A 24,190-nucleotide genomic window follows, 5' to 3' on the forward strand; every position below is an offset into this window, starting at 1 on the left:
TCAGGAGGCACGATGATCCCGATGAGGCTCGATGAGGTCGCGGTCGCGGTCTCCGGCAGGCTGGTGGGCGCCGACCCGGCGGCGACGGTGACCGGCAGCGTGGAGTTCGACTCCCGCAAGATCGGTCGGGGAGGGCTGTTCGTGGCCTTCCTCGGAGAGAACGCTGACGGGCACGACTTCGCCCCGACCGCGATGACCGCCGGCGCTGTCGCTGTGCTCGGCACCCGGGAACTGCCCGGGGTGCCGATGGTGATCGTGTCCGACCCGCTGGCCGCGATGGCCGCGCTGGCCAGGGCCGTGGTCGACCGGCTGCCCGAGCTGACGATCGTCGGGCTGACCGGCTCCTCCGGCAAGACCACCACGAAGGACCTGATCGCCCAGTTGACCGCTCGCCTCGGCCCGACCGTCGCGCCGGCCGGCTCGTTCAACAACGAGTTGGGCCACCCGTACACGGTGCTGCAGGCCGGTCCGGAGACCCGGTACCTGGTGCTGGAGATGGGCGCCCGCGGGATCGGGCACATCCGGTACCTGGCGCAGGCCGCGCCGCCCCGCATCGGCGTGGTGCTCAACGTCGGCGTGGCGCACATCGGCGAGTTCGGGTCGCAGGACCAGATCGCGGTGGCCAAGGGCGAACTGGTCGAGGCGCTGGGCCCGGACGGGCTCGCGGTGCTGAACGCGGACGATCCGCGGGTGGCCGCGATGGCGTCCCGGACCATCGCCCGGGTGGTGATGGTCGGCGAGGCCGACTCGGCCGAGGTACGGGCGCGGGACGTGCGCCTCGACGACCGCGGACGCGCCTCGTACACGCTGGTCACGCCGGAGGGCAGTGCCGCCGTACAGCTCGCGGTCACCGGCCGCCACCAGGTGGCGAACACGCTCGCGGCGGCCGCGGTCGCCCGTGAGCTGGGTGCCCCGGTGGCCGACCTGGCCGGTTGGCTCGGCGAGCTGCGGCTGGTGTCGACCCGCAGGATGGATGTGTTCGACCGTGCCGACGATGTCACGGTCATCGATGATTCGTACAACGCCAATCCGGCTTCGACCTCGGCGGCACTGACGGCGCTGACGGACATGGTCCGCGGCCGGCGGGAGCGTGCGGACCGGGCGGACGGAGCCCGGGTGCGCAGCATCGCCGTGCTCGGTTACATGGCCGAGATGGGCGAGTACGAGCGGTCTGGCCACGAGGAGGTCGGACACCTGGCGGCCACGCTGGGCGTCGACCTGCTCGTCGTGGTCGGTCAGCAGGCCGCGCCGATCCATGACGGAGCGGTCGCGGTGGCCAATTGGGGAGGGAAGTCGGTGCAGGTGACCGATCAGGACGCCGCCGTCGCGTTGTTGCGCGACGAGCTGCGCGCTGGCGACGTGGTACTGGTGAAGGGTTCGCGGTACCGCACCTGGGCGGTGGCGGACGCGCTGCGTGCCCCGGAGGAGCTGGACCGCGCGGAGAGCCACTCGTGAGGTCCGTCATCGTGGCGGCCTGCGTGGCCTTCGTGCTGTCCCTGTTCGGGACGCCGTTCGCCATCAGGGGTTTCACCAAACTGAAAGCGGCCCAGCCGATCCGGGACATCAACGTGTCCCACTCCGGCAAGCGTGGCACGCCGACCATGGGCGGGGTGGTGTTCATCGTCGCCACGGTGGTCGCCTACTTCGCCGGCCACCTGGTGCTCAAGACGCTGCCGGACACCCAGATCGTGCCGCCCAGGCCGACCGTCACCGGGCTGGTGCTGCTCGGACTCATGGTGTTCTGCGGCGGCATCGGCTTCATCGACGACTTTCTCAAGGTGCGCAAGCGCAACAGCCTCGGGCTGAACAAGCGCGGCAAGCTGATCCTGCAGGTCATCGTCGGTGCGGTGTTCGGCATCGTCGCGCTGTACTTCCCGGCCACCAACGGGCAGACAGTCGCGAGTACGGACATCTCGTTCGTGCGGGACATCCACTGGCTGAACATCGGCAAGGTGGCCGCCGTCGTGCTGTTCGTCGCGGTGATCATGTCGACCACCAACGGCGTGAACCTCACCGACGGGTTGGACGGCCTGGCCACCGGCGCCTCGGTGATGGTGATCGGCGGGTACATGCTGATCGCGTTCTGGCAGTACCGGCACTGGTGCGCGGACACCCACGCGCCCGGGTTCACCGCGCAGTACTGCTACCAGGTGCGCGACCCGCTGGAGATCGGCCTGATCGCCGGGGCCGCGGCCGGGGCACTGCTCGGCTTCCTGTGGTGGAACGCCTCGCCGGCCCGGATCTTCATGGGCGACACCGGCTCGATGGCGCTCGGCGGGCTCATCGGCGGCCTGGCCATCTCCACCCGTACCGAGCTTTTGCTGCTGGTCATGGGCCTGCTGTTCGTGATCATCACGATGTCGCTGATCATTCAGATCATCTCATTCCGGACTACCGGTAAACGGGTGTTCCGGATGTCTCCACTGCACCATCACTTCGAGCTGGCCGGCTGGAGTGAGGTCAACATCGTGATCCGGTTCTGGATCATCGCGGGCATCGGTGTGACCGTCGCGCTCGGCCTGTTCTACGGCGACTTCCTGAGGAACGTGTATTGAACCGGGTCCTGATCGGTGGCGCCGGCGTGGCCGGCGTCGCCGCGGCGCGCGTGCTGCGGGCCGGGGGCGCGGACGTCACCCTGGTGTCTGCCAAGTCGTCGGCCGGCTCCGATGAGCTGGCCGACGAGGGCGTCGCGGTGGTGATCGCCGACCCGGCGCCGATCGAGCTGCTGGACGGGATCGACGAACTGGTCGTCTCGCCCGGCTTCACGCCGCGCAACCCGCTCGTCACCGCAGCGCTCGACCGGGGCCTGGAGGTGTACAGCGAGCCGGAGCTGGCCTGGCGGCTACGCGGCGCGGGTGCACCGGACTGGCTGGGTATCACCGGTACCAACGGCAAGACCACGACGACCACGATGCTGGCCGCCATCCTCACCGCGGCCGGCCTGAGCGCGGCGGCGCTCGGCAACATCGGCGAGCCGCTGGTCTTCGCGGCCAGCGGGATCTCCGGGCCGGGGCACCAGCTGGCCGGCACGCCCAGCTACGAGGTGCTGGCCGTCGAGCTGTCCAGCTTCCAGTTGCACTGGTCGCGCGACCTCGCACCCCGGGCCGGCGCGCTGCTCAACCTCGCCGAGGACCACCTCGACTGGCACGGCTCCTTCGAGGCGTACGCGCAGGCCAAGGAGGCGATCTGGCGCGCCGCCACGCCGGAGGGCGGCGGGGTGGCGGTGGGCAATCTCGATGACCCACGGGTCGCCGAGGCGCTGTCCCGAGTGACCGGCCGCACGGTCGGCTTCACGCTGGCCGCGCCGAACGCCGGTGAGCTGGGTGTGCGCGACGGCTGGCTGTACGACGACGCGTTCGGCGGCGGGCGGCTGGTCGAGGCGACGGCGATCCGGCCGCCGGGTGCGCACAACGTCAGCAACGCGCTGGCCGCCGCGGCGCTGGCCCTGTCGTACGGGGTCGGGCCGGCGGCGGTACGCGACGGGCTGGCCGGGTACCGGCCGGAAGGGCACCGCAACGCGTACGTGGCCACTGTCGCCGGAGTGGACTACGTGGACGACAGCAAGGCGACCAACCCGCACGCCGCGTACGCGTCGTTGACCGCGTACCCGCGTGTGGTCTGGGTGGCCGGCGGTCAGCTCAAGGGCGTGGACGTCGGTGAGCTGGTGGCCAGCGTGGCCGACCGGCTCGCCGGGGCGGTCCTGCTCGGGGTCGATCGCGCCCAGGTGGCACAGGCGTTGGCGCGACACGCCCCGCAGGTACCGGTGGTGGATGTGGCCAGCGTCGATGATGGTGCGATGGGCGAGGTGGTGCGCGCGGCGGCCGAGCTGGCGCGTCCCGGCGACACCGTGCTCCTGGCGCCGGCGGCCGCATCCCTGGACATGTACCCCAGCTACGCCCGGCGGGGTGACGCGTTCGCCGCCGCGGTGGGCGAACTGGCGGAGCGGGCCGGCGAGCCGGCGAGGGACGGTCGGGCCGACCGGGATCCAGGAGGCGCCCCGAGATGACCGCCGAGGTCGAGGCGGGATCGCGCTCCCGCGAGTGGAACCGGGCCGGCGTCCGGTCGGGTCCGCTCGCCGCGCTGCGCGGTGTGCTCGCCCGGCCCCTGGCGTCGTACTACCTGCTGCTGTCCAGCTCCGGCCTGCTGCTGGTGATCGGCCTGGTCATGGTGTTCTCGGCGACCAGTGTTCAGTCCTACGCCGGCTCCGGCAACGCGTACGAGCAGGTCACCTGGCAGACCCTGTACGCGCTGATCGGGCTCGTCGCCTTTTGGATCTTCCAGCGGCTGCCGGTGGACACCTACCGCTCGCTGGGCAAGCCGCTCCTGATCATCTCGATCGTCCTGCTCACCCTGCTGGACCTGCTCAGCCTCGCGGTCAGGTTCCACATCCTGCGCCACCCCGGATTCGGCTCGCTGCTGCACGCGGACGTGCACAACAGCAACTGGCTCTACATCGGCCCGCTGCAGATGCAGCCGTCCGAGCTGGCCAAGCTGGCGCTGACCCTGTGGGGCGCCGGGGTGCTGGAGGCCAAGGGGTCGGAGATCGGGAACTGGCGAGAACTGGCCCGGCCGCTGTTCCCGGTGGTGGGGCTGATCGTGGTGATGGTCGGGGTGAACGACCTCGGCACCACCCTCTGCCTGATGATCCTGTTCCTCGGGCTGCTCTGGGCCGCCGGGGTGCGTTGGCGGGTGTTCGCCGCGCTCGGCATGGTCGGGCTGGCCGGCGTGGTGGTGCTGATCTCGACGGTGGCGTACCGGGTCGCCCGGATCACCACGTTCGCCGGGCACAGCAGCCCCAAGGCTCAGGACGGGCCGGCGTACCAGGGGCTGCACGGCCTGTACGCGATCGCCGACGGCGGCTGGTTCGGGGTCGGGCTCGGCGAGAGCCGGCTCAAGTGGGGTTGGCTGCCCAACGCGCACAACGACTTCATCTTCGCGATCATCGCCGAGGAGTTGGGCGTGGTCGGCTGCTTCGTGGTACTCGGCCTGCTGTCCGTGCTCGCGTACACAGGCCTGCGCATCGCCCGCCGGGTGCAGACCCCGTTCCGGCGGATGGTGGCCGCGGCGATCACCGTCTGGTTGGTCGGTCAGGCCACGATCAACATCGGCGGAGTGGTCGGCCTGCTGCCGATCACCGGCCTGCCGCTGCCGTTCATCTCGGCCGGTGGCACCGCGTTGATCGTCACGCTCGCCGCGGTGGGGCTGCTCGCCTCGTTCGCCCGGGCGGAGCCGGACGCGGCCCGGGCACTGCACGCCCGGCCGTCGGACCGGTGGGTACGGCTACTCTGGGCGCCGCTCCCGCCGTTGCCGAAAAACCGGCGGGGTACTCCCAACCGGGCATCGCGCCCGCCGCGACGACCGACCCAGAACCGGGCGCCGCGACGGCCGCGCCGCCCGTCGCAGGACACCCGGTGAGCCGAGGAGCGAGGCGGTGCGGTCCCACCGGCCGCCTTGGAGAACAGCAGATGGTGAGAAGAGGAGCCGAGTATGGCGTGGGATAGGCCGGGCGGGTTCGGCCAGGTGAGCGACCCAGGGCCGAAGTTGCGGTCGATCGTGCTGGCCGGTGGGGGGACCGGTGGGCACATCTACCCGCTGCTGGCCTTCGCCGACTGCCTGCGCCGGCACGACCCCCGGCTGCGGATCACCTGCCTGGGTACCCCCCGCGGGCTGGAAAACGAGATCATCCCGCCGCGCGGCTACGACCTGCGGCTCGTCCCGGCGTACCAGCTGCCCCGTTCGATCAACATGAACCTGGTGCGTACGCCGGACCGGATGTGGCGGGCGTCGAAGGCGACCCGGGCGGTGCTCGACGAGGTGGACGCCGACGTGGTGGTCGGGTTCGGAGGCTACGTCTCGGTACCGGCGTACCTGGCCGCGTGGCGACGGCACACGCCGATCGTGATCCACGAGGTGAACGTGCCGCCGGGCGTGGCCAACAAGATGGGCATGCGCTTCACCGACAACCTCGCGGTCGGCTTCCCGTATCAGGTCGAGCAAGTACCGGCACTCAGCAACGCGCGGGTCACCGGGGTACCGCTGCGGGAGCAGATCTCCCGGCTGGACCGGTGGGCGCTGCGGGCCCGGGCCCGGGAGTACTTCGGGCTCCACCCGGACCTGCCGGTGCTGTTCGTGTTCGGGGCCTCGCAGGGCGCCCGGTCGATCAACCTGGCCATGGCCGGGGCGGCGAAGTCGCTGTCCTCCGCCGGAGTCCAGGTCCTGCACATCATGGGTGCCCGCAACGAGCCGGTGGACATCCCGCCGGACCTGCCGGTGCCGTACCGAACGATGACCTTCCTGTCCGAGATGGAGCTCGGGTACGCGGCGGCCGACCTGACACTGTGTCGGGGCGGCGCCATGACCTGCGCGGAAACTGCCGCAGTCGGCATGCCGGCGGTGTACGTCCCGCTACCCTACGGAAACGGGGAGCAGCGACGGAACGCCCTGCCGGTGGTCCAGGCGGGTGGCGGTCTGATCGTCGACGATGCCGAACTGAGCCCGGACTGGATCGAGAGGACGGTGATCCCGTTGGTCCGCGATCCCGCGCGGCTGGCGGCGATGTCCCGCGCGGCCGCGAGCTACGGCAGGCGCGACGGCGACGAGGCGCTGCGCGCGTACGTCTACCAGGTGGCGGGCTCGTGACCGAGCGTCAGCGAGGGAACCATGAGTTCAGCGCCGTCGTGCCTCACGGCGCGTCCGAGCGGAGCGAGGAGGCGGCGTGAGCAGCGAGACTGCCACCGCGACCGGTGAGCTGACCGCGGAGGACCTGGGCCACGTGCACCTGATCGGGGTGGGCGGGGTCGGCATGAGCGGCCTGGCGCGGCTGCTGCTGACCCGGCACATCCCGGTCTCCGGCAGCGAGCTGCGGGAGTGGCCGACGCTGGCCGGGCTGCGGGCGCTGGGCGGCACGATCTACATGAGCCACGAGGCGTCCAACCTGGACGGCGTGGACACGGTCGTCTACTCCACCGCCATCCCCGACGATCACCTGGAGATGGTCGAGGCGCGCCGCCGCGGCCTGCGGATCCTGCACCGGTCCGAGGCGCTCGCCGCGGCGATGGCCGGCCGGCGCGCGATCGCCATCGCGGGTACCCACGGCAAGACCACCACGACCTCGATGACCACGATGGTCTTCCAGCACGCGGGGTTGGACCCGTCCTTCGTGATCGGCGGCGAGATCTCCGAGGTGGGCTCGAACGCCCACCACGGCAGCGGCGAGCACTTCGTGGTCGAGGCGGACGAGAGCGACCGCTCGTTCCTGCGGTACCACCCGTACGTCGCGATCATCACCAACATCGGGGCCGATCACCTCAACACGTACGGCGACCTCGCCGGCCTGGAGGACGCCTTCCTGGACTTCGCGAAGCTGGTGGAGCCGGGCGGTTTCGTGGTGACCTGCGCCGACGATCCCGGTACCCGGCGGCTGGCACAGCGCGCCCGCGATGCCGGCCAGACCGTCTACACGTACGGCGAGGCGGAGGACGCCGACCTGCGCCTGTCCGAGATCGTGACGTCCGCCAGCGGGGTGCGGTACCTGGCCACCTGGAACGGTGACTCGCTGGGCGAGATCTCGCTGCGGGTACCGGGCCGGCACATGGGGCTGAACTCGTCCGCGGCGGTGCTGACCGCGCTGAAGCTGGGTGTGCCGCTGGAGTCCGTCGTGGAGGCCCTGGCCTCGGCGTCTGGGGTACGGCGGCGCTTCGAACTCAAGGGCACGGCCGACGGGGTACGGGTCTACGACGAGTACGCGTACCACCCGGTGTCGATGACGGCGGCGCTGGAGACGCTACGCGACGTGGCCGGCGACGGCCGGCTGATCGTGGTGTTCCAGCCGCTGCGGATGTACCGCACCCGGGAGCTGCTGACCGAGATCGCGGCCGCGCTCGCGCTGGCGGACGAGGCGGTGGTGCTGGAGGTCTTCGGGCCCGGTGAGACGCGCGAGCCCGGTGAGGGCGGCGCCGCGCTGACCGCCGCGATCGACCTGCCGGCCGACGCCAAGGTGTTCGTGCCGGACTGGGACGAGGTGCCCGCCGAGGTGGTCCGCCGGGCCAGGACCGGGGACCTGGTGGTGACCATGGGAGCACCGCCGATCTCGCTGATGGGCGACGAGTTGCTTGAGGCGCTGACCGACCGGGCCGAGGCTCCGCCCGGGTACCTGCCGCGGCATGCCCAGGGCCCGGAGGCGGCAGGTGGGCGGGCGTAGCGGACGCGAAGACGACCACGGTGCCCGGCGCTGGACTCTGGTCCGGGCGCCGGCCCAGGCGGTACCGTCCTCGGTCCGTCGCTTCAACCAGCGCGCCCGGCAACGCCGGATGCAGGCAGCCGCTCCCTGGCTGGCCGGACTCGTCGCGATCGTGCTGCTCGGCCTCGTCGGCCTGGTGCTCTACCGTTCGTCCCTGTTCGGGGTGCGCAGCGTGGCGGTACGCGGTAACGCGATCGTCACCGCCGATCAGGTGCGGTCGGCGGCCGCGGTGCGGCACAACGCCCCGCTGGCCTCGCTCGACCTGAAGTCGGTGCAGCGCCGGATCGAGAAGCTGCCGGCGGTGCGCCAGGCGCGGATCACCCGGGACTGGCCGTCCACCCTGGTCGTCACGGTCACCGAACGCACCCCGGTGGCCGTGCTCGCCCGGCCAGACAAGCGGTACGACGAGATCGACGCGTCCGGCGTGGTGTTCTGTATCGTGCCGGACCGCCCGGACAAGCTCCCGCTGATCGAGGTGACCTCGCCCGGGCCGTCCGACCGGGGCACCCGGGCCGCGCTGGCGGTGCTCGCCGCGCTGACCGGCGAACTGCGCGACCTGCTCGGCACGCTGGTGGCGGACTCGCCGACGCAGATCCGGCTGCAGTTGCGCGACGGCCGCCAGGTGGTGTGGGGGGACGCGACCGCCAACACCGAGAAGGCCGAGGTGGCGACGGTGCTCCTGCGCCGGGGCAAGGGCAAGGTGATCGACGTGAGCGCGCCCAACACGGTGACGGTGAACTGAGGCTTTCGAGGCCCGCCGGGACTGTGGGCGGGCCGGGGAAAGCAAGGCCAGCCAGGCCCGGGAAAAAACAGCTAACAGCGACGGAGTCGCGACACGCCGGGGCCGGTCCTTGGAGGACGGGGAGGCGACGCATACCTTGCCGAAGAGGGCACAGTTGACATAAGTCTAAGCCTCTAGTAAAGGGTGAGGGTTTACCTCTGGCGAGGGTGGGCCTCCACCCTTGGCGTACGAGGGGTCGGCAGGGTCCGCCCCAAGCTCAGGTCCGCCGTAGGTTGCAGACCGGCCTCGGTCGAAAGGGAAGGTACCGATGACTCCTCCGCACAACTATCTCGCGGTAATCAAGGTCGTCGGCATTGGCGGCGGCGGAGTCAACGCGGTCAACCGGATGATCGAGGTTGGCCTCAAGGGCGTCGAGTTCATCGCGATCAACACCGATGCGCAGGCACTGCTGATGAGCGACGCCGACGTCAAGCTCGACGTCGGCCGGGAGCTGACCCGGGGCCTGGGCGCCGGCGCGAACCCCGATGTCGGCAAGAACGCAGCCGAGGACCACCGGGACGAGATCGAAGAGGTGCTCAAGGGCGCCGACATGGTGTTTGTGACCTGCGGCGAGGGCGGCGGCACCGGCACCGGCGGCGCGCCGGTCGTCGCGCAGATCGCCCGGAAGCTGGGCGCGCTGACGATCGGTGTGGTGACCCGGCCGTTCTCGTTCGAGGGCAAGCGCCGCCAGGTGCAGGCCGAGGCCGGCATCGAAGAGCTGCGCAACCAGTGCGACACGCTGATCGTGATCCCCAACGACCGGCTGCTGGCGCTCGGTGACCGCGGCATCAGCATGATGGACGCGTTCCGCCAGGCGGACCAGGTGCTGCTCTCCGGTGTGCAGGGCATCACCGACCTGATCACCACGCCCGGCCTGATCAACCTCGACTTCGCCGACGTCAAGAGCGTGATGAGCGGCGCCGGCAGCGCGTTGATGGGCATCGGCAGCGCGCGCGGCGACAACCGCGCGGTCGACGCCGCGCAGCACGCCATCTCCAGCCCGCTGCTGGAGCAGAGCATGGACGGCGCGCGCGGCGTGCTGCTGTCCATCGCCGGCGGCTCGGACCTCGGCCTGTTCGAAATCAACGACGCGGCCCAGTTGGTCACCGACGCGGCCCACCCGGACGCGAACATCATCTTCGGTGCGGTCATCGATGACGCGCTCGGCGACGAGGTGCGGGTGACCGTGATCGCCGCCGGCTTCGACGGGGGCGCCCCGGCATACAAGCCGGTCGAGCCGTCGCGCAAGCAGACGCCGCCGGAGCCGCCGAACGCCGGTGCGTCCCGGCCACCGACGACACCGCCGCCCACGCCGCGCCGGGTGCTCTTCGATGACGTGGACGTGCCGGACTTCCTCAAGAACGGTGCCTGACCAGGACGAGCGGCGGGCGGAACTGGCCGCGAACCTGGGCCGGGTCCGCCGCCGCATCGCCGACGCCTGCGCAGCCGCGGGTCGGGCTCGCGACGAGGTCACCCTGGTCGCGGTCACCAAGACGTACCCGGCGCAGGACGTACTGCACCTGGCCGGCCTCGGCGTCGGTGACGTCGGGGAAAACCGGGACCAGGAGGCGGCACCGAAAGCGACGCAGGTCAGCGCCGCCGGGGTGGACGTGCGCTGGCACTTCGTCGGTCAGCTGCAGCGCAACAAGTGCCGCTCGGTGGCCGGGTACGCCGACCTCGTGCACTCCGTGGACAGCGTGCGCCTGGCCATGGCGCTCGGGGACGCGGCGGCACAGCGCCGGGAGTCGCCGCTCGACGTGCTGGTACAGGTCAGCATCGACGGCGACCCGGCGCGCGGCGGCGCCAGGCAGGGCGGCCCTCCGGACACCGACCTGGACCAGGTGGCCGAGGCGGTCGCGGCCGCCGAGTCGCTGCGGCTGAGCGGCGTCATGACGGTCGCTCCGGTGGATTGGGACCCGGGTGCGGCGTTCGAACGACTTGCCGGAATCGCCGAACGACTGCGGGTCAATTACCCGACAGCCACGCTGATCTCCGCTGGTATGAGCGCTGACGTGGAATCGGCCGTCGAATTCGGCGCGACACATGTGCGCATCGGCAGCGCATTGCTCGGAAACCGACCGGCGCTGCGGTAACCTCATTCTCGGACACCAAACTACACGGTTGTTATTTCGCCGTTGGTTCGACCAGTCCGGCTCGGCGCATCTGGCGTCGCCCGGCGATCCGGACCAGTCGCAGGCGAGGGATGCGGCCGTTGAATACGGCGCGGGATCCGTGGGGCGGTCGGTGCCGGAGTCGGTGTTCAGGCGGGGCCACGCGGCATCGGCCGGGGGCGGTGTCGAAGGGCGGAGAGGGACAGCGATGGGCGCGATGCGCAAGGCGGGCGTATGGCTCGGCCTCATCGAGGACGATGAGGACCGCGGCTACGACGACGAGGACTTCGAGGACGAGGTCGAAGAGACCCCGGCTCCCATCCGTCCCCGTGCGACCGCCGATCGACTGGCCGAGGCGCGGGAATCCGGTCGGGTCGACCGGACAGCCGTGCGTCCGCTCGGGCGGCCTGGTTCGCAAACCATGTCGGCCTACCCGACCCGGGACAATCTGGCCCTTGCACCACAAGTTCAGTTGCGGGAGCGTGCGGTGGTGAACGAAGAGGAGGAGCGCCGGTACCAGATCACCACGCTGCATCCGACCACGTACAACGAGGCACGTACGATCGGCGAGCACTTCCGAGACGGCGTACCAGTGATCATGAACTTGACCGAAATGGCTGAGGCGGATGCCAAACGTCTGGTTGATTTCGCGGCCGGTCTGGCGTTCGGTCTGCGCGGTACGATGGAGCGCGTGACCAATCGGGTGTTCCTGCTCTCACCGGCCAACGTTCAGGTCACAGAGGCGGACAAGGCCAGGATCGCTGAGGGCGGGTTCTTCAACCAGAGCTGAGCCAAGGGACCCCCCGGAGACGTGAAATCGATCATCGGCCAGACTCTGTATCTGGTGCTGTATTTCTTCCTTCTGATCTTGCTCGGCAGGTTCGTGATGAGCGCTGTCTTGGCCTACGGACGGCGCTGGCATCCCCGTCGGGGAGCGGCAGCAGCACTTGAGGTCGTGTGGAGCGTCACTGATCCGGCCCTCAAACCGTTGAGGCGTGTGATCCCTCCGCTTCGAGTTGGTACCGTGAGCGTTGACCTATCGGCCCTTGTGCTGCTGCTTATTCTGTACGTGCTGATGAACGTCGTGAGACGGCTGTTGATCTCTTAGGTGTACCTTGCCTGGACGACAGCCACCTGCGGCCGCAACTGACCCGAGGAGTTTCGATGCCGCTGACCCCGGCCGACGTGCACAACGTCGCCTTCAAAAAACCCCCCATTGGTAAGCGGGGGTATGACGAGGAGGAGGTCGACGCCTTCCTCGATGAGGTCGAGCGCGAACTTGCCCGTCTGATCGAAGAGAACAACGAGCTTCGCGCGCAGGCTGAGCGCGGTGGCGGACGCCCGAGCGCTCCCGCCGGCCCCGGTGGCGACCCCCGGCTCGCTCAGGAGAATGCCGAGCTGAAGGCTCAGCTGGACCGGGTCAACCGGGACAAGGCGGCGGCCGAGCAGGCTGCCCGCTCGATGCAGTCCGAGCTGGAGCAAGTCCGTGCGCAGGGTGCGCCGGTGGTGAACGGCGATGGTGAGCAGCAGGCGCTGCGCGTGCTGATGATGGCTCAGCGGACCGCTGACGACCACGTCGCCGACGCCCGCCGTGAGTCGGACAAGCTGCTGTCCGACGCTCGGTCGAAGTCCGAGGAAGTCACCCGCGAGGCGCGGGCCAAGGCCGACGCGCTGGAGCGCGACGCCCGCCAGCGGCACCAGGAGGCCATGGGCGGCCTGGACGCCAAGCGGTCGGCGCTGCAGAAGCACATCGAGGAGCTGAAGCAGTTCGAGCGGGAGTACCGGACTCGGCTGCGGGCCTACCTGGAGAGCCAGCTGCGCGACCTCGGCGACCACGGCAAGGGCCTGGAAGCCGAGCTCAACCAGGTTGAGGCGTCCAGGGTGGCAGCCGGTGGATTGGCCGCGGCCGGGGCAGCATATGGTGGGCGTCCAGGAATCGATAGCGCTAATAGTCGGTAGTCGCCACGCCTCCCGGAGGATGAGTAGTGATCGTCGGAAGCCTTCTGCTCATTCTCGTGGCGGTGGGTCTGCTCGGCCTCGGGCTGGTGAGCGGTTCCAACGCGTTCCTGATCGGCTCGATCGCCGCGAGTTTGCTCGCGGCGATCTTGCTGATCGTGGGCGCTCGCCGAGCCGCCGCGAGCCGAGCCGCCGCTAATGGTCGATCGTCGCGCGGCCTCGACCCGAGCGGTCTGGTCGACACGATGGCCGGCCAGGCCGAAGCGCGCGACCCGCGCGGCGGGTCGGACGCGCGTGAGGCGCTGCGTCAGGCGGCCCGAGGTAATCGGATGGGCGCTGCCCCCGGTGAGCGCGACGGCGCGCTGGGTGACCCCATGGCTGGGGACACCATCATCGACGAGGCGCCCACCCAGGTATTCATTCCGCCGCAGTCGCGGATGGGCATGTCGCCCGAGCGCGACCTGGACGACCCCGACGGCGAGGAGTTCGGCGGCGCGGAGTTCGGCGACGAGGATCCGCCGGACGAGCCTGCGGCCCAGGTCGTGTCCCCGCAGGACGCTGCGCGCGTGGCGCAGATGAGCACCGAGGTGCTCGTCATCGACGGCCGGCCCCGCTACCACCACCCGGCCTGCGTGCACTTGCTGGGCAGGGAAAACGAGCCGCTACCGGTCAGCGAGGCGGTCGACCTGGGCTTCACGCCGTGCGGCTTGTGCGAGCCGGACGCCGCGATGCTCGCCGAGGCGCGTCGAGCCTGAGCGGGCTCGTCCAGGTCCCGCCGTCCAGCCGAGGTGAGCTCTGGACCTGACCCGGGCGCTACTGCTGGCCGCCGCCGTACTCCTGGTGGCGGTCGGCGCCGTCCGGCTGTCCACCAGGCTCGGGCTGCCCAGCCTGCTGGTGTACCTCGCTCTCGGCGTCGCGATCGGTGAGGCCGGCCTCGGCATCCGATTCGATGACGCGGAGCTGACCCGTACGCTCGGGATCTGCGCGCTCATCGTGATCATCGCCGAGGGCGGGCTGACCGCTCGCTGGTCCGCGCTGCGTCCGGTGCTCGGGCCGGCGGTGGTGCTGTCGACGCTGGGGGTGGCGGTCAGCATCGCGGTCGTCGGCCTGGTGGCCCGGCTGGTGCTGAACGTCGGGTGGCAGGTCGCGCTGCTGTACGGCGCGGTGCTCTCGTCCACCGACGCGGCGGCGGTCTTCTCCACCTTGCGCAGGCTGCGGCTGCGCCCCCGGAACACGGCGATCCTGGAAGCCGAGTCCGGCATCAACGACGCGCCGGTGGTGCTCCTGGTCACCCTGCTGTCCACGGGTTCGCTCAGCGACCACCCGTGGTGGCAGGAGTTGCTGCTGGTCGGGTACGAGCTGGTGGTCGGCGCCGCGGTCGGGCTGGTGGTCGGCCTGCTCGGGCGGTGGGCGCTGCGCCGGGCCGCGTTGCCCTCCGCCGGCCTGTACCCGCTGGCCGCGATCGGGCTGACCGTGTTCGCGTACGCCACCGGGACGGTCGCGCACGCGTCCGGCTTCCTCGCCGTCTACGTGGCCGGGGTCGCGCTGGGCAACGCCCGGCTGCCGCACCGGCACGCGATCCTGGGGTTCGCCGAGGGGGTGGCGTGGCTGGCCCAGATCGGGCTGTTCGTGCTGCTCGGCCTGCTCGCGTCGCCCGGCAGGCTGGGACACGCGGTGGTGCCGGCACTGATCGTCGGGCTGGCCCTGGTGCTGGCGGCACGGCCGCTGTCGGTGCTGGCCAGCGCCACGCCGTTCCGGATCCGCTGGCGGGATCAGGGCTTCCTGTCCTGGGCCGGACTGCGGGGCGCGGTACCGATCGTGCTCGCCACCATCCCGCTGTCCGAGCGGGTACCCGGCGCCCGGGACCTGTTCGATGTGGTGTTCGTCCTGGTGGTGGTGTTCACCCTGGTACAGGGCAGCACGCTGCCGGCGGTGGCGCGGTGGCTCCGGGTACAGGCGCCGGCCGAGGCGACCGAACTCATGGTGGAGACCGCCCCGCTGGAACGGATGCGGGCCGACCTGTTGCAGGTGGACGTACCAGCCGGTTCCCGACTTGCCGGTGTGTACCTGGACGAGTTGCGCCTGCCGGTCGGCGCGGTGGTGACGCTGGTACTGCGGCGGGGCACCGGGTTCGTTCCCGAGCCGGACACCCGGCTGTGTACCGGCGACAGCCTGCTCATCGTGGCGACGGTCGAGGCCCGCGACGCGGCCGAGCGGCGGCTGCGCGCGGTGAGCCGGCGCGGCCGGCTGGCCCGCTGGTTTCACGAGGAGGGCCGCGAGGAGCTGGCCTGACGCGCGGCGCACCGGCACTTCTCAGGTCAATCGGGTCAGATCGTGTGGCATGTTTGTCGGCGGCCCGTACGTTCCGTATCCTTGCCAACCTCTGGAGTGCGCGGCGCCCCGCCGCGCGCCCGTTTTTGCATCTGGGGGATGCCATGGCCGAGCGTGCACCTGCCACGCGGAAGGCCGCATCGGGGGCGGCCGCGGCGACGGCGCGGACAAGTGGCACAAAACGCCCGAGGGGTACGGGCGAGTCCTCTTCTGTCGCGAAGTTGACGGCGGCGCATCCCCGAACGCAATCCGCCTCGCCGGCCGGCGCGGCGCCGACGACAACCGATCCGGCACAGCCGATCGCTGCGGAGAACGCGGCCGAGGGAGCGACGATGGCCAAGCCAGCCGAGACCAGGACCACTGCGACCAAGTCCACCGCGACCAAGTCCACCGCGGCCAAGTCCACCGCGACAGCCACCGAGGCAAAGGGCACCAAGGTCGCGCCCAAGACCACCCGCAGCGCGGCGGAGACCGAGAAGATCCGGGTGGCCCTGGTCGAACGGCTCGGCGAGCTGAAGGACGAGTACCGGTCGACGGTGTCCGAGATCACCGAACTCCAGCGCGACCGGCTGACCGACTCGGCCGGCGACGACCAGGCCGACACCGGCACCAAGACGTTCGAGCGCGAGCAGGAGATCTCGCTGGCCAACACGATCCTGGAGCGGGTGACCCAGGTCGAGCGGGCCCTGGACCGGCTCGGCGAGGGCGGCTACGGCTGGTGTGAGCGGTGCGGCAACCCGATCCCGGTCGAGCGGCTGGCGGCGTTCCCGTCCGCTACCCTCTGCGTGTCTTGCAAGCAGTTGGAGGAGCGGCGCTGAGCACCGACGGTGTGATCAACGGTGTGTCCGGGCCGGGCGAGGGGGCCGCGGTGGCGGACGAGGAGGCACCGGCCACCACGGTGACACCGGCGCGCCCGCGTGGCCTGGCGCTGGGCGTTCTCGCGGGCGCCATGATCCTCGTGGTGCTCATCGACGTCCTGACGAAGTACCTCGTGGTCGCGAAGCTCACCGACCACGCGCCGGTCAAGGTGCTGGGTGGCTTCTTCTATCTGGACCTGACCCGTAACAGCGGGGCGGCGTTCAGCCTGGGCACCGGCCACACCTGGGTGTTTCCCCTGGTCACTCTCGTGGTGCTGGGGTTCATCGGCTGGCTGGCCCGGCGGCTGCGCTCGGTACCCTGGGCGATCGCCCTCGGACTCGTGCTCGGCGGCGCGCTGGGCAACCTCGGCGACCGGCTGTTCCGGGCACCCGGGTTCCTCGAAGGGCACGTGGTCGACTTCGTCAGCCTGTTCGGCCCGAACGGCGAGCACTGGCCGATCTTCAACCTGGCCGACGCGTCGCTGTGCTGCGGCGTCGTACTGGCCGTGCTGCTGGAGGTGTTCGGCAGGCGCCGGGACGGCGGCCACGGACGCGACACGGGGCAGCGTGGCGAGCACTGACGGCGAGCGCCGCTTCATGCCGGTACCGGACGGCCTGGACGGCATGCGGCTCGACCAGGCCGTGTCGCGCCTGTTCGGACTCTCCCGTACCGCAGCCGCGGCGCTGGTCGAGGCCGGTGACGCCATCGTCGACGGGCAGCCGCGCCCGAAGTCGGACAAGGTGAGCGCCGGCTCGTGGCTGGAGGTCACGCTCCCGCCGCCGCCCGGCGCCGCTGTCGCTCTCGCCCCGGAGCCGGTCGACGGGCTGCGGATCGTCTATGACGACGACGACATCGTGGTGGTGGACAAACCGGTCGGGGTCGCCGCGCATCCGAGTCCGGGCTGGACCGGCCCGACCGTCATCGGCGGGCTGGCGGCGATGGGCGAACGCATCGCGACGAGCGGCGCCGCCGAGCGGCAGGGTGTGGTGCACCGGCTGGACGTCGGCACCACCGGGCTGATGGTGGTCGCGAAGAGCGAGGTGGCGTACAGCGCTCTGAAGCGCGCGTTCAAGGAACGCGAGGTGGAGAAGCGGTACAGCGCCGTGGTGCAGGGCCACCTCGACCCGTTGCGGGGCACGATCGACGCGCCGATCGACCGGCACCCCGGCCGCGACTACAAGTTCGCGGTGGTGTCCGGCGGCAAGCCGAGCATCACGCACTACGACACCATCGAGGCGTTCCCGTCGGCCAGCCTGGTCGACGTACACCTGGAGACCGGCCGTACGCACCAGATCCGGGTGCACTTCGCGGCGCTGCGGCACCCGTGTGTGGGCGACCTGACCTATGGCGCCGACCCGACCCTGGCAGCCCGGCTGGACCTCACCCGGCAGTGGCTGCACGCCCGGGAGCTGTCCTTCGAGCACCCGACCTCCGGTGAGCGGGTGCGGTTCGAGAGCGAGTACCCGAGCGACCTGAGCCACGCGCTGGCTGTGCTGGGCGACGGTTGGTGAGCGGCGGCGCTCGGTGAGACCGGCGCTGTCCCGGCTGGTCCGCGGCGCCCGGCGGATCGGGTATCAACTGGCCGCCGTGGTGGCCGCGCTCGTCGCGGTCGCCGTGGTACTCGCCGTCCGGCACGGTTCGGCCGAGCCCTCGGGCACCGCGACCGGCGACGTCGTCCGGGTCGGTGTCGGGCAGGGCGCGTCGATTCCGGCGTACCTGCGGGACAGCCGCGACCGGCTGGACGCCATGCCGGCCGGGCAGTCCGGGTACGCGCTGGTGTCGCTTGCCGGTTACCTGTCGCCCGGGGAGTTGGTGCCGGTACTGGCCGGAGTGGAGACCTTCCAGGTGTACGCCCGGGTACCGCTGCCCGACGTGCAGACCGCGATCGTCAAGATCCCGGTCGCCACGATCCCCGACGACGTGACGGCCGGCATGGACGCCGAGGCCGGGGAGCGTGCCCGGCAGGCGTCGCGCGCCGGCGACCAGGTGGCCGCGACCGAGGCCGAGCGCTACCGGCAGCACTGCGCCTGCGTGTACGCGGCGGTGGTGCGCGCCCCGGCCGGTACCCTGCGGCAGCTGGCCGCCCGGGCCTCGGTACGGGCCGTCGACCCCGCGCCCCGGGTGAGCCAACTCGACCTCGCGGTGTTCCTTCCGCCGCTGCCCGAGCAGAGCGATACGGCACAACCTCCGAAAGACTCCGCACCACTGCCGTCCGGCTCGAAGTAAGAGTGTGCGACGCCCGATGATCTCGACTGGTACGAGCCGAAGGCACCAGCGCGCGGCGACCGCAGACGTGGGAGAGTAGACGAGGCATCCTCGCGTGGGTTGATCATCTGCCGAGCGTGCCGGGGGTGGGGCATCGGCGAGGACCGTACCCTTGAGAGCGGACGAGCGGGCGGTAGGAGGGTCAGCGTGGATCGCGCGGAGACCGGCTGGAGCGCATCGACGCCGACTCCCCGATGGCGCTCGATACTGGACCGGGCACTGCTCGGCAACCATCCGCTCACCGAGGAGGAGCAGGCGCAGGCGCAGGGCTACCAGGTCGCGCCGGCCGCGCCGCCGATCGCCGAGCAGCGCCAGCCACCGCGCGTCGAGGCCGCGCCGCCGCCCCCCGGCTACGGCGGCCAGCTCGAGTGGCAGCCGGCCCAGCAGAGCGCCTCGGACCAGATGGTGGCCACCCTGCGGCGCGACTTCGGCCGACCGCGGGTGATCGCGTTCGCCAATCCGAAGGGCGGGGTCCACAAGACCACCGCGACGGTGCTCTGCGCGGCGACCATCGGCAGCGTGCGCGGTCGGGGCGTGCTGGCCTGGGACGACAACGAGTTGCGCGGCACGCTCGGGTTGCGTGCCGGCTCGGCGCGGCACGCCCGGACGATCCGGCACCTGATCGCCGACCTCACCATGATCGAGGTGGCCGAGGGGCCCGCGCTGCTCGAGCGGCTCGACGACTACCTGCGGCACGCCTCCGACGGGTCCTACGACGTACTGGCCGGCGAGGAGAGTCCCCGGTTCGCCCAGCGACTCGATCCGCACACCGTCCGGCGGGTGATCGAGCTGTTGCGCCGGACCCATGACGTGATCTGCGTGGATACCGGTAACAACGTGGAGAGCACAAACTGGCAGACCGTCCTGCAGGCGGCCGACCAGCTGGTGATCACGTCGGTTCCCCGGGAGGACGCGGCGTTCACCGCCGACTGGATGCTCGACCTGCTCCATGAGTGGGGGATGGGCCAGCTCGCGGAGCAGGCGGTGACCCTGCTGTCCTGCCCGACGCCGAACCCGTCGCCGCTGCTGGACGACCTGGCCAAGCACTTCGCCACCAGGACCAGGGCGGTGGCGGTGGTACCGTACGACCCGGCGTTGGAGCCCGGGTCTTCGATCGAGTACCCGATGCTGAGGGCTTCGACGCGGAAGGCATGGCTGCAGGCGGCGGCTGTGATCGTGGAGAGGTTTGCCAGGTAATTTCCAGGATGCGTTCCTACACTGCGATGGTGCCGGTTACCGATGCCCTCCTGAACAAGCTCCCGCGACCGCTGCGCGAGCTGCTCCGCCGCCACAATGAGCTGATCAAGTTCATGCTCGTCGGCGGAACCACGTTCATCATCGACACCGCGATCTTCCTGGGTCTCAAGTCGACTCTGCTGGAGTCGAAGCCGCTGACCGCGAAGGTCATCAGCACCACCGTCGCGACCGTGGTCTCCTACATCCTGAGCCGGCAGTGGTCGTTCCGGACCCGGGGCGGGCGGGCAAATCATCACGAAGCACTGCTGTTCTTCCTGATCAGTGCGATCGGTGTCGGGGTCACGGTGCTGCCGCTGGGGTTGTCCCGGTACGTCCTGCACCTGGACACCCCGAACGTGAGCCGCGTCACCCAGGAGATCGCCGACTTCGTCAGCGCGCAGATCCTCGGCACTCTGCTCGCGATGGTGTTCCGGTTCTGGGCGTTCCGCCGCTTCGTCTTCCCGCACGCCAACGCCCGGCCCCGCGACCGGGGCGAGCTCGAGCCGGAGGGCGGCGAGGTCCCCGCCGGGCGCCGGCTCGAGGAGGCCGACCTTCCCGATCTCGACTCCGTCGACCTGACCGCGGCCGAGCTGCTGGGCGACCCGTGGCCGGTGCCGGACAACAAGCGTCCGGAGACCGCGGGAGAGCTCCTGGATTCGGACACCGAGGACCCGCTGTCCACTCACTCCTGACCGGAGCACCTCACCGGCCCACGACCGGTCGCCGGATGCCGCGCGGCCGGGACAGAACTGTCGGCCGGCGGGGATAGGCTCTTCGTCGCACGTCAGGTCAGGAGGAGGTGCCCGATGAACGATTCCTTCGTCCACCTGCACGTACACACCGAATACTCGATGCTCGACGGTGCCGCGCGGCTGAAGGACCTGTTCGCGGAGACCAAGCGCATGGGCATGCCCGCGCTGGCGATGACCGACCACGGCAACCTCTACGGGGCCTACGACTTCTACAAGCAGGCGACCGCTGCCGGGATCAAACCGATCGTCGGCATGGAGGCATACCTGACGCCGGGCACCGCCCGCCAGGACAAGAGCCGGGTGCGGTGGGCCGAGGGCGGCGAAAACGACGTCTCCGGCGGCGGCGCCTACACCCACATGACCATGCTCGCGGCCGACGCCGACGGGCTGCGCAACCTGTTCCGGCTCGGTTCGCGCGCAAGCCTCGAGGGCTACTACTACAAGCCCCGCGCCGATCGGGAGTTGCTGGCGGAACACGGCAAGGGTGTCATCGCGACCACCGGCTGCCCGTCCGGTGAGATCCAGACCTGGCTGCGCATCGGCGACTTCGAGCGGGCCTGCCAGGCGGCTTCCGACTTCCGCGACATCTTCGGCCCGGACAACTTCTATCTGGAGCTGATGGAGCACGGGCTCGACATCGAGACCCGGGTCCGGGCCGACCTGCTCCGGCTCGGTGAACGGCTCAAGCTGCGCCCCATCGCCACCAACGACCTGCACTACACGCACGCGGCCGACGCGCAGGCGCACGAGGTGCTGCTGTGCGTCCAATCCGGCTCGACGCTGGCCGACCCCAAGCGGTTCAGGCTCGACGCGCACGACTTCTACCTCAAGTCGCCGCAAGAGATGCGCGCGCTGTGGGACGCGCAGCTGCCGCAAGCCTGCGACAACACGCTGGAGATCGCGGAGCGGATCGGCGACTACTCGTCCGTGTTCGCGCCCCGCGAGCTGATGCCGCGGTTCCCGGTGCCGCCGGGCGAGACCGAGGAGTCCTGGCTGCGCAAGGAGGTCGCCCGGGGGATGGCCCGGCGGTTCCCGGGCGGCGTGCCGGAGAAATACCGGCAGCAGTGCGAGTACGAGCTGGGTGTCATCCTCCAGATGGGCTTCCCGGGATACTTCCTGGTCGTCGCCGACCTGGTCGCGCACGCCAAGGAGGTGGGCATCCGGGTCGGGCCGGGCCGTGGCTCGGCCGCCGGCGCGTTGATCGCCTGGGCGCTGGGCATCACCGAGCTAGACCCGCTGGCGCACGGTCTGGTCTTCGAGCGGTTCCTCAACCCGGAGCGGATCTCCATGCCGGACATCGACATGGACTTCGACGATCGCCGGCGCGGCGACATGATCCGGTACGCCACCGAGCGGTACGGCGAGGAGCGGGTGGCGCAGATCGTCACGTACGGGACGATCAAGGCCAAGGCGGCGGTGAAGGACGCGGCCCGGGTGCTCGGGTACCCGTTCGCTCTCGGCGACCGGATCACCAAGGCGATGCCGCCGGCCGTGATGGGCAAGGACGTCCCGCTGTCCGGCATCTTCGACCCGGGCCACCCGCGCTACCCGGAGGCCACGGAGTTCCGCCAGCTCTACGAGGCCGAGTCCGATGTGCAGCGGGTGGTCGACACCGCGCGCGGGCTGGAGGGGCTCAAGCGACAGGTGGGCGTGCACGCGGCCGGCGTGATCCTGTCCCGGGAACCGCTGCTGGACGTCATTCCGATCTGGCGGCGCGAGCAGGACGGCGCGGTGATCACCCAGTTCGACATGGGTGCCTGCGAAACCATGGGCCTGCTCAAGATGGACTTCCTGGGCCTGCGCAACCTGACCATCCTCGACGACTGCCTGGAGGCGGTGAAGGAGAACCGGGGCGTCGAGCTGGTCCTGGAAGACCTGCCGCTGAACGACAAGCCGACCTACGAGCTGCTGGCGCGCGGCGACACGCTGGGCGTGTTCCAACTCGACGGCGGGCCGATGCGCTCGCTGCTGCGCTCGATGGCACCCGACAACTTCGAGGACATCTCCGCCGTCGGCGCGCTGTACCGGCCCGGGCCGATGGGTGCCAACTCGCACAACGAGTACGCGGACCGCAAGAACAACCGCAAGCCGGTCGTACCGATCCACCCGGAGCTGGCCGAGCCGCTGGCCGAGATCCTGTCGGACACCTACGGCCTGATCGTCTACCAGGAACAGGTCATGGCGATCGCGCAGAAGCTGGCCGGCTACTCGCTCGGCAAGGCCGACCTGCTGCGCCGCGCGATGGGCAAGAAGAAGAAGGAGATCCTCGACAAGGAGTTCGAGCCGTTCGCGGCCGGCATGCGGGCAAACGGATACAGCGACGGCGCGATCAAGACGATCTGGGACATCCTCGTTCCGTTCTCCGACTACGCGTTCAACAAGGCGCACTCCGCGGCATACGGCATGGTGTCCTACTGGACCGCATACCTGAAGGCCAACTACCCCGCCGAGTACATGGCGGCGCTGCTCACCAGCGTCGGCGACGACAAGGACAAGTCCGCGGTCTATCTGGCCGAGTGCCGGCGGATGGGCATCAAGGTCCTCCCGCCGGACGTGAACGAGTCCAACGCCCGGTTCGCCGCGGTCGGCGAGGACATCCGGTTCGGTCTCGCGGCCGTGCGCAACGTGGGCACGAACGTCGTCGAGTCGATCCGCCGGCGCCGCCGGGAAAAGGGCGCGTACACCGACTTCTACGACTACCTGCGCAAGGTCGACGCGGTCGCCTGCAACAAGAAGACCGTCGAATCTCTGATCAAGGCGGGTGCCTTCGACTCGCTGGGCCACACCCGCAAGGGGCTGCTCGCCGTACACGCCGACGCGATCGACGCGTTCCTGGACGTCAAGCGCAACGAGGCGGTCGGCCAGTACGACCTGTTCGGGTCCATGTTCGACGACCCGGCCCAGGAGCAGGAGCCCAGCCTGGTCGTGACGCCGCCGATCCCGACCACCGAGTGGGACAAGGCCGACCGGCTCGCGTTCGAGCGGGAGATGCTCGGCCTCTACGTCTCCGATCACCCGTTGTTTGGGCTGGAGCACGTGCTGATCGGGGCGGCGGACCGGGCGATCTCGGCGTTGTCCGAGGAGGGTGCGGTCGCCGACGGCCAGGTGCTCACGCTCGCCGGGATCCTCTCCGGTGTCCAGCGCCGGATCACCAAGCAGGGCCGGGCGTGGGCCAGCGCGACGCTGGAGGACCTGGAGGGCGCCGTGGAGGTGCTCTTCTTCCCCAACACGTACGAGCTGGTCGGGCAGTACATCGCCGAGGACGCGATCGTGGTCGTCAAGGGGCGGGTGGACCGGCGTGACGAACAGCCCCGGCTCATGGCGATGGACCTGTCGATCCCGGACATCACCCAGCCGGACGACGCCAAACCGGTGGTTGTCGCGCTGCCGCCGTCGCGGTGCACCCCGCCGCTGGTGGAGCGGCTGGTCGAGGTGCTCTCCAGTCACCCGGGCGGGGCCGAGGTGCACCTGCGGGTCAACCGGCACGTGCTGCGGGTCAACCCACGGGTCTCTTCGACCCCCGCGTTGATGGCAGACCTGAAGGCGCTGCTGGGCCCGAGTGCGGTCACCGGATGACGGCGCCGGGCGCTGGGCGCGGCCGGTCGCGGCCGCCCGGGGGATCGAAGCGGGTGCCCACCTCCGTGACGGCCCGGCTACGCCG

Annotated in this window: 20 protein-coding genes and 1 pseudogene; all 21 read left to right on the top strand. The window is 70.6% G+C overall.

Annotated features, from left to right (window positions below):
• Positions 1 to 12 precede the first annotated feature (12 nt).
• The 21 genes and pseudogenes from Raf01_RS35770 to dnaE all read left to right on the top strand — a co-directional run bounded on the left by Raf01_RS35770 (position 13) and on the right by dnaE (position 24,105).
• Positions 13 to 1,455, top strand: a complete 1,443-nt coding sequence (locus Raf01_RS35770) for a UDP-N-acetylmuramoyl-tripeptide--D-alanyl-D-alanine ligase (RefSeq protein WP_203922529.1) — start codon at positions 13 to 15, stop codon at positions 1,453 to 1,455.
• Entirely contained in the window at positions 1,452 to 2,555 is a 1,104-nt protein-coding gene (mraY, locus tag Raf01_RS35775; protein WP_203922530.1) for a phospho-N-acetylmuramoyl-pentapeptide-transferase, read from the top strand. The genes Raf01_RS35770 and mraY overlap by 4 nt, the downstream gene beginning before the upstream one ends.
• Positions 2,552 to 4,006, top strand: a complete 1,455-nt coding sequence (murD, locus tag Raf01_RS35780; RefSeq protein WP_203922531.1) for a UDP-N-acetylmuramoyl-L-alanine--D-glutamate ligase — start codon at positions 2,552 to 2,554, stop codon at positions 4,004 to 4,006. The genes mraY and murD overlap by 4 nt, the downstream gene beginning before the upstream one ends.
• Entirely contained in the window at positions 4,003 to 5,415 is a 1,413-nt protein-coding gene (locus Raf01_RS35785; RefSeq protein WP_203922532.1) for an FtsW/RodA/SpoVE family cell cycle protein, read from the top strand. The genes murD and Raf01_RS35785 overlap by 4 nt, the downstream gene beginning before the upstream one ends.
• A gap of 72 nt (positions 5,416 to 5,487) precedes the next feature.
• Positions 5,488 to 6,639 carry an undecaprenyldiphospho-muramoylpentapeptide beta-N-acetylglucosaminyltransferase gene (murG, locus tag Raf01_RS35790; RefSeq protein WP_203922533.1) on the top strand — a complete coding sequence of 384 codons (1,152 nt, stop codon included), beginning with the start codon at positions 5,488 to 5,490 and terminating at the stop codon, positions 6,637 to 6,639.
• Positions 6,640 to 6,715: 76 nt separating this feature from the next.
• Positions 6,716 to 8,200: a UDP-N-acetylmuramate--L-alanine ligase gene (gene murC / locus Raf01_RS35795; protein WP_203922534.1), complete on the top strand. Its 1,485-nt coding sequence runs from the start codon at positions 6,716 to 6,718 to the stop codon at positions 8,198 to 8,200.
• A complete protein-coding gene (locus Raf01_RS35800; RefSeq protein ID WP_239134234.1) occupies positions 8,187 to 8,981 on the top strand; it encodes a cell division protein FtsQ/DivIB in 795 nt (264 codons plus the stop codon). Before murC ends, Raf01_RS35800 begins: the two co-directional genes overlap by 14 nt.
• A 307-nt stretch (positions 8,982 to 9,288) precedes the next feature.
• Complete coding sequence (gene ftsZ / locus Raf01_RS35805; protein WP_203922536.1) at positions 9,289 to 10,392, top strand: cell division protein FtsZ; 1,104 nt, start codon at positions 9,289 to 9,291, stop codon at positions 10,390 to 10,392.
• Positions 10,352 to 11,113 (top strand): YggS family pyridoxal phosphate-dependent enzyme, encoded by a 762-nt coding sequence (locus tag Raf01_RS35810; RefSeq protein WP_203922537.1) that lies wholly within the window; start codon positions 10,352 to 10,354, stop codon positions 11,111 to 11,113. The genes ftsZ and Raf01_RS35810 overlap by 41 nt, the downstream gene beginning before the upstream one ends.
• Positions 11,114 to 11,339: 226 nt before the next feature.
• On the top strand, positions 11,340 to 11,921 hold the full coding sequence (locus Raf01_RS35815; RefSeq protein ID WP_203922607.1) for a cell division protein SepF: 582 nt from the start codon (positions 11,340 to 11,342) through the stop codon (positions 11,919 to 11,921).
• Between the two features lie 21 nt (positions 11,922 to 11,942).
• Entirely contained in the window at positions 11,943 to 12,239 is a 297-nt protein-coding gene (locus Raf01_RS35820) for a YggT family protein (RefSeq protein WP_203922538.1), read from the top strand.
• 56 nt (positions 12,240 to 12,295) lie between these two features.
• Positions 12,296 to 13,090, top strand: a complete 795-nt coding sequence (locus Raf01_RS35825; protein ID WP_203922539.1) for a DivIVA domain-containing protein — start codon at positions 12,296 to 12,298, stop codon at positions 13,088 to 13,090.
• Between the two features lie 26 nt (positions 13,091 to 13,116).
• Positions 13,117 to 13,842 carry a hypothetical protein gene (locus Raf01_RS35830; RefSeq protein ID WP_203922540.1) on the top strand — a complete coding sequence of 242 codons (726 nt, stop codon included), beginning with the start codon at positions 13,117 to 13,119 and terminating at the stop codon, positions 13,840 to 13,842.
• Positions 13,843 to 13,882: 40 nt separating this feature from the next.
• Entirely contained in the window at positions 13,883 to 15,379 is a 1,497-nt protein-coding gene (locus Raf01_RS35835; protein WP_203922608.1) for a potassium/proton antiporter, read from the top strand.
• 143 nt (positions 15,380 to 15,522) lie between these two features.
• Entirely contained in the window at positions 15,523 to 16,236 is a 714-nt protein-coding gene (locus Raf01_RS35840) for a TraR/DksA family transcriptional regulator (RefSeq protein WP_505973669.1), read from the top strand.
• Positions 16,209 to 16,856: a signal peptidase II gene (gene lspA, locus Raf01_RS35845; RefSeq protein WP_239134236.1), complete on the top strand. Its 648-nt coding sequence runs from the start codon at positions 16,209 to 16,211 to the stop codon at positions 16,854 to 16,856. The genes Raf01_RS35840 and lspA overlap by 28 nt, the downstream gene beginning before the upstream one ends.
• A 16-nt stretch (positions 16,857 to 16,872) precedes the next feature.
• The gene (locus Raf01_RS35850; RefSeq protein WP_203922610.1) at positions 16,873 to 17,787 is read left to right on the top strand and encodes an RluA family pseudouridine synthase; all 915 of its coding nucleotides are present in this window, start codon (positions 16,873 to 16,875) and stop codon (positions 17,785 to 17,787) included.
• 13 nt (positions 17,788 to 17,800) lie between these two features.
• Entirely contained in the window at positions 17,801 to 18,502 is a 702-nt protein-coding gene (locus tag Raf01_RS35855; protein WP_203922542.1) for a hypothetical protein, read from the top strand.
• Positions 18,503 to 18,952: 450 nt separating this feature from the next.
• Positions 18,953 to 19,738 (top strand): annotated as a pseudogene (locus Raf01_RS35860) (MinD/ParA family ATP-binding protein); the annotation flags it as partial.
• 29 nt (positions 19,739 to 19,767) lie between these two features.
• Positions 19,768 to 20,469 carry a GtrA family protein gene (locus tag Raf01_RS35865; protein ID WP_239134237.1) on the top strand — a complete coding sequence of 234 codons (702 nt, stop codon included), beginning with the start codon at positions 19,768 to 19,770 and terminating at the stop codon, positions 20,467 to 20,469.
• A gap of 114 nt (positions 20,470 to 20,583) precedes the next feature.
• A complete protein-coding gene (dnaE, locus tag Raf01_RS35870) occupies positions 20,584 to 24,105 on the top strand; it encodes a DNA polymerase III subunit alpha (RefSeq protein ID WP_203922544.1) in 3,522 nt (1,173 codons plus the stop codon).
• Positions 24,106 to 24,190: the final 85 nt, after the last annotated feature.

This window comes from Rugosimonospora africana, from assembly GCF_016862975.1.
In the GTDB taxonomy this organism is placed as follows: Bacteria; Actinomycetota; Actinomycetes; order Mycobacteriales; family Micromonosporaceae; genus Rugosimonospora; species Rugosimonospora africana.

What these genes read in the sequence shown, in the direction of transcription:
- murG (WP_203922533.1), top strand. Translation starts at nt 5,488, where the DNA reads ATGGCGTGGGATAGGCCGGGCGGGTTCGGCCAGGTGAGCGACCCAGGG.
- Raf01_RS35815 (WP_203922607.1), top strand. Translation starts at nt 11,340, where the DNA reads ATGGGCGCGATGCGCAAGGCGGGCGTATGGCTCGGCCTCATCGAGGAC.
- ftsZ (WP_203922536.1), top strand. Translation starts at nt 9,289, where the DNA reads ATGACTCCTCCGCACAACTATCTCGCGGTAATCAAGGTCGTCGGCATT.
- Raf01_RS35825 (WP_203922539.1), top strand. Translation starts at nt 12,296, where the DNA reads ATGCCGCTGACCCCGGCCGACGTGCACAACGTCGCCTTCAAAAAACCC.
- dnaE (WP_203922544.1), top strand. Translation starts at nt 20,584, where the DNA reads ATGAACGATTCCTTCGTCCACCTGCACGTACACACCGAATACTCGATG.
- Raf01_RS35785 (WP_203922532.1), top strand. Translation starts at nt 4,003, where the DNA reads ATGACCGCCGAGGTCGAGGCGGGATCGCGCTCCCGCGAGTGGAACCGG.
- Raf01_RS35840 (WP_505973669.1), top strand. Translation starts at nt 15,523, where the DNA reads ATGGCCGAGCGTGCACCTGCCACGCGGAAGGCCGCATCGGGGGCGGCC.
- Raf01_RS35770 (WP_203922529.1), top strand. Translation starts at nt 13, where the DNA reads ATGATCCCGATGAGGCTCGATGAGGTCGCGGTCGCGGTCTCCGGCAGG.
- Raf01_RS35850 (WP_203922610.1), top strand. Translation starts at nt 16,873, where the DNA reads ATGCCGGTACCGGACGGCCTGGACGGCATGCGGCTCGACCAGGCCGTG.
- Raf01_RS35810 (WP_203922537.1), top strand. Translation starts at nt 10,352, where the DNA reads ATGACGTGGACGTGCCGGACTTCCTCAAGAACGGTGCCTGACCAGGAC.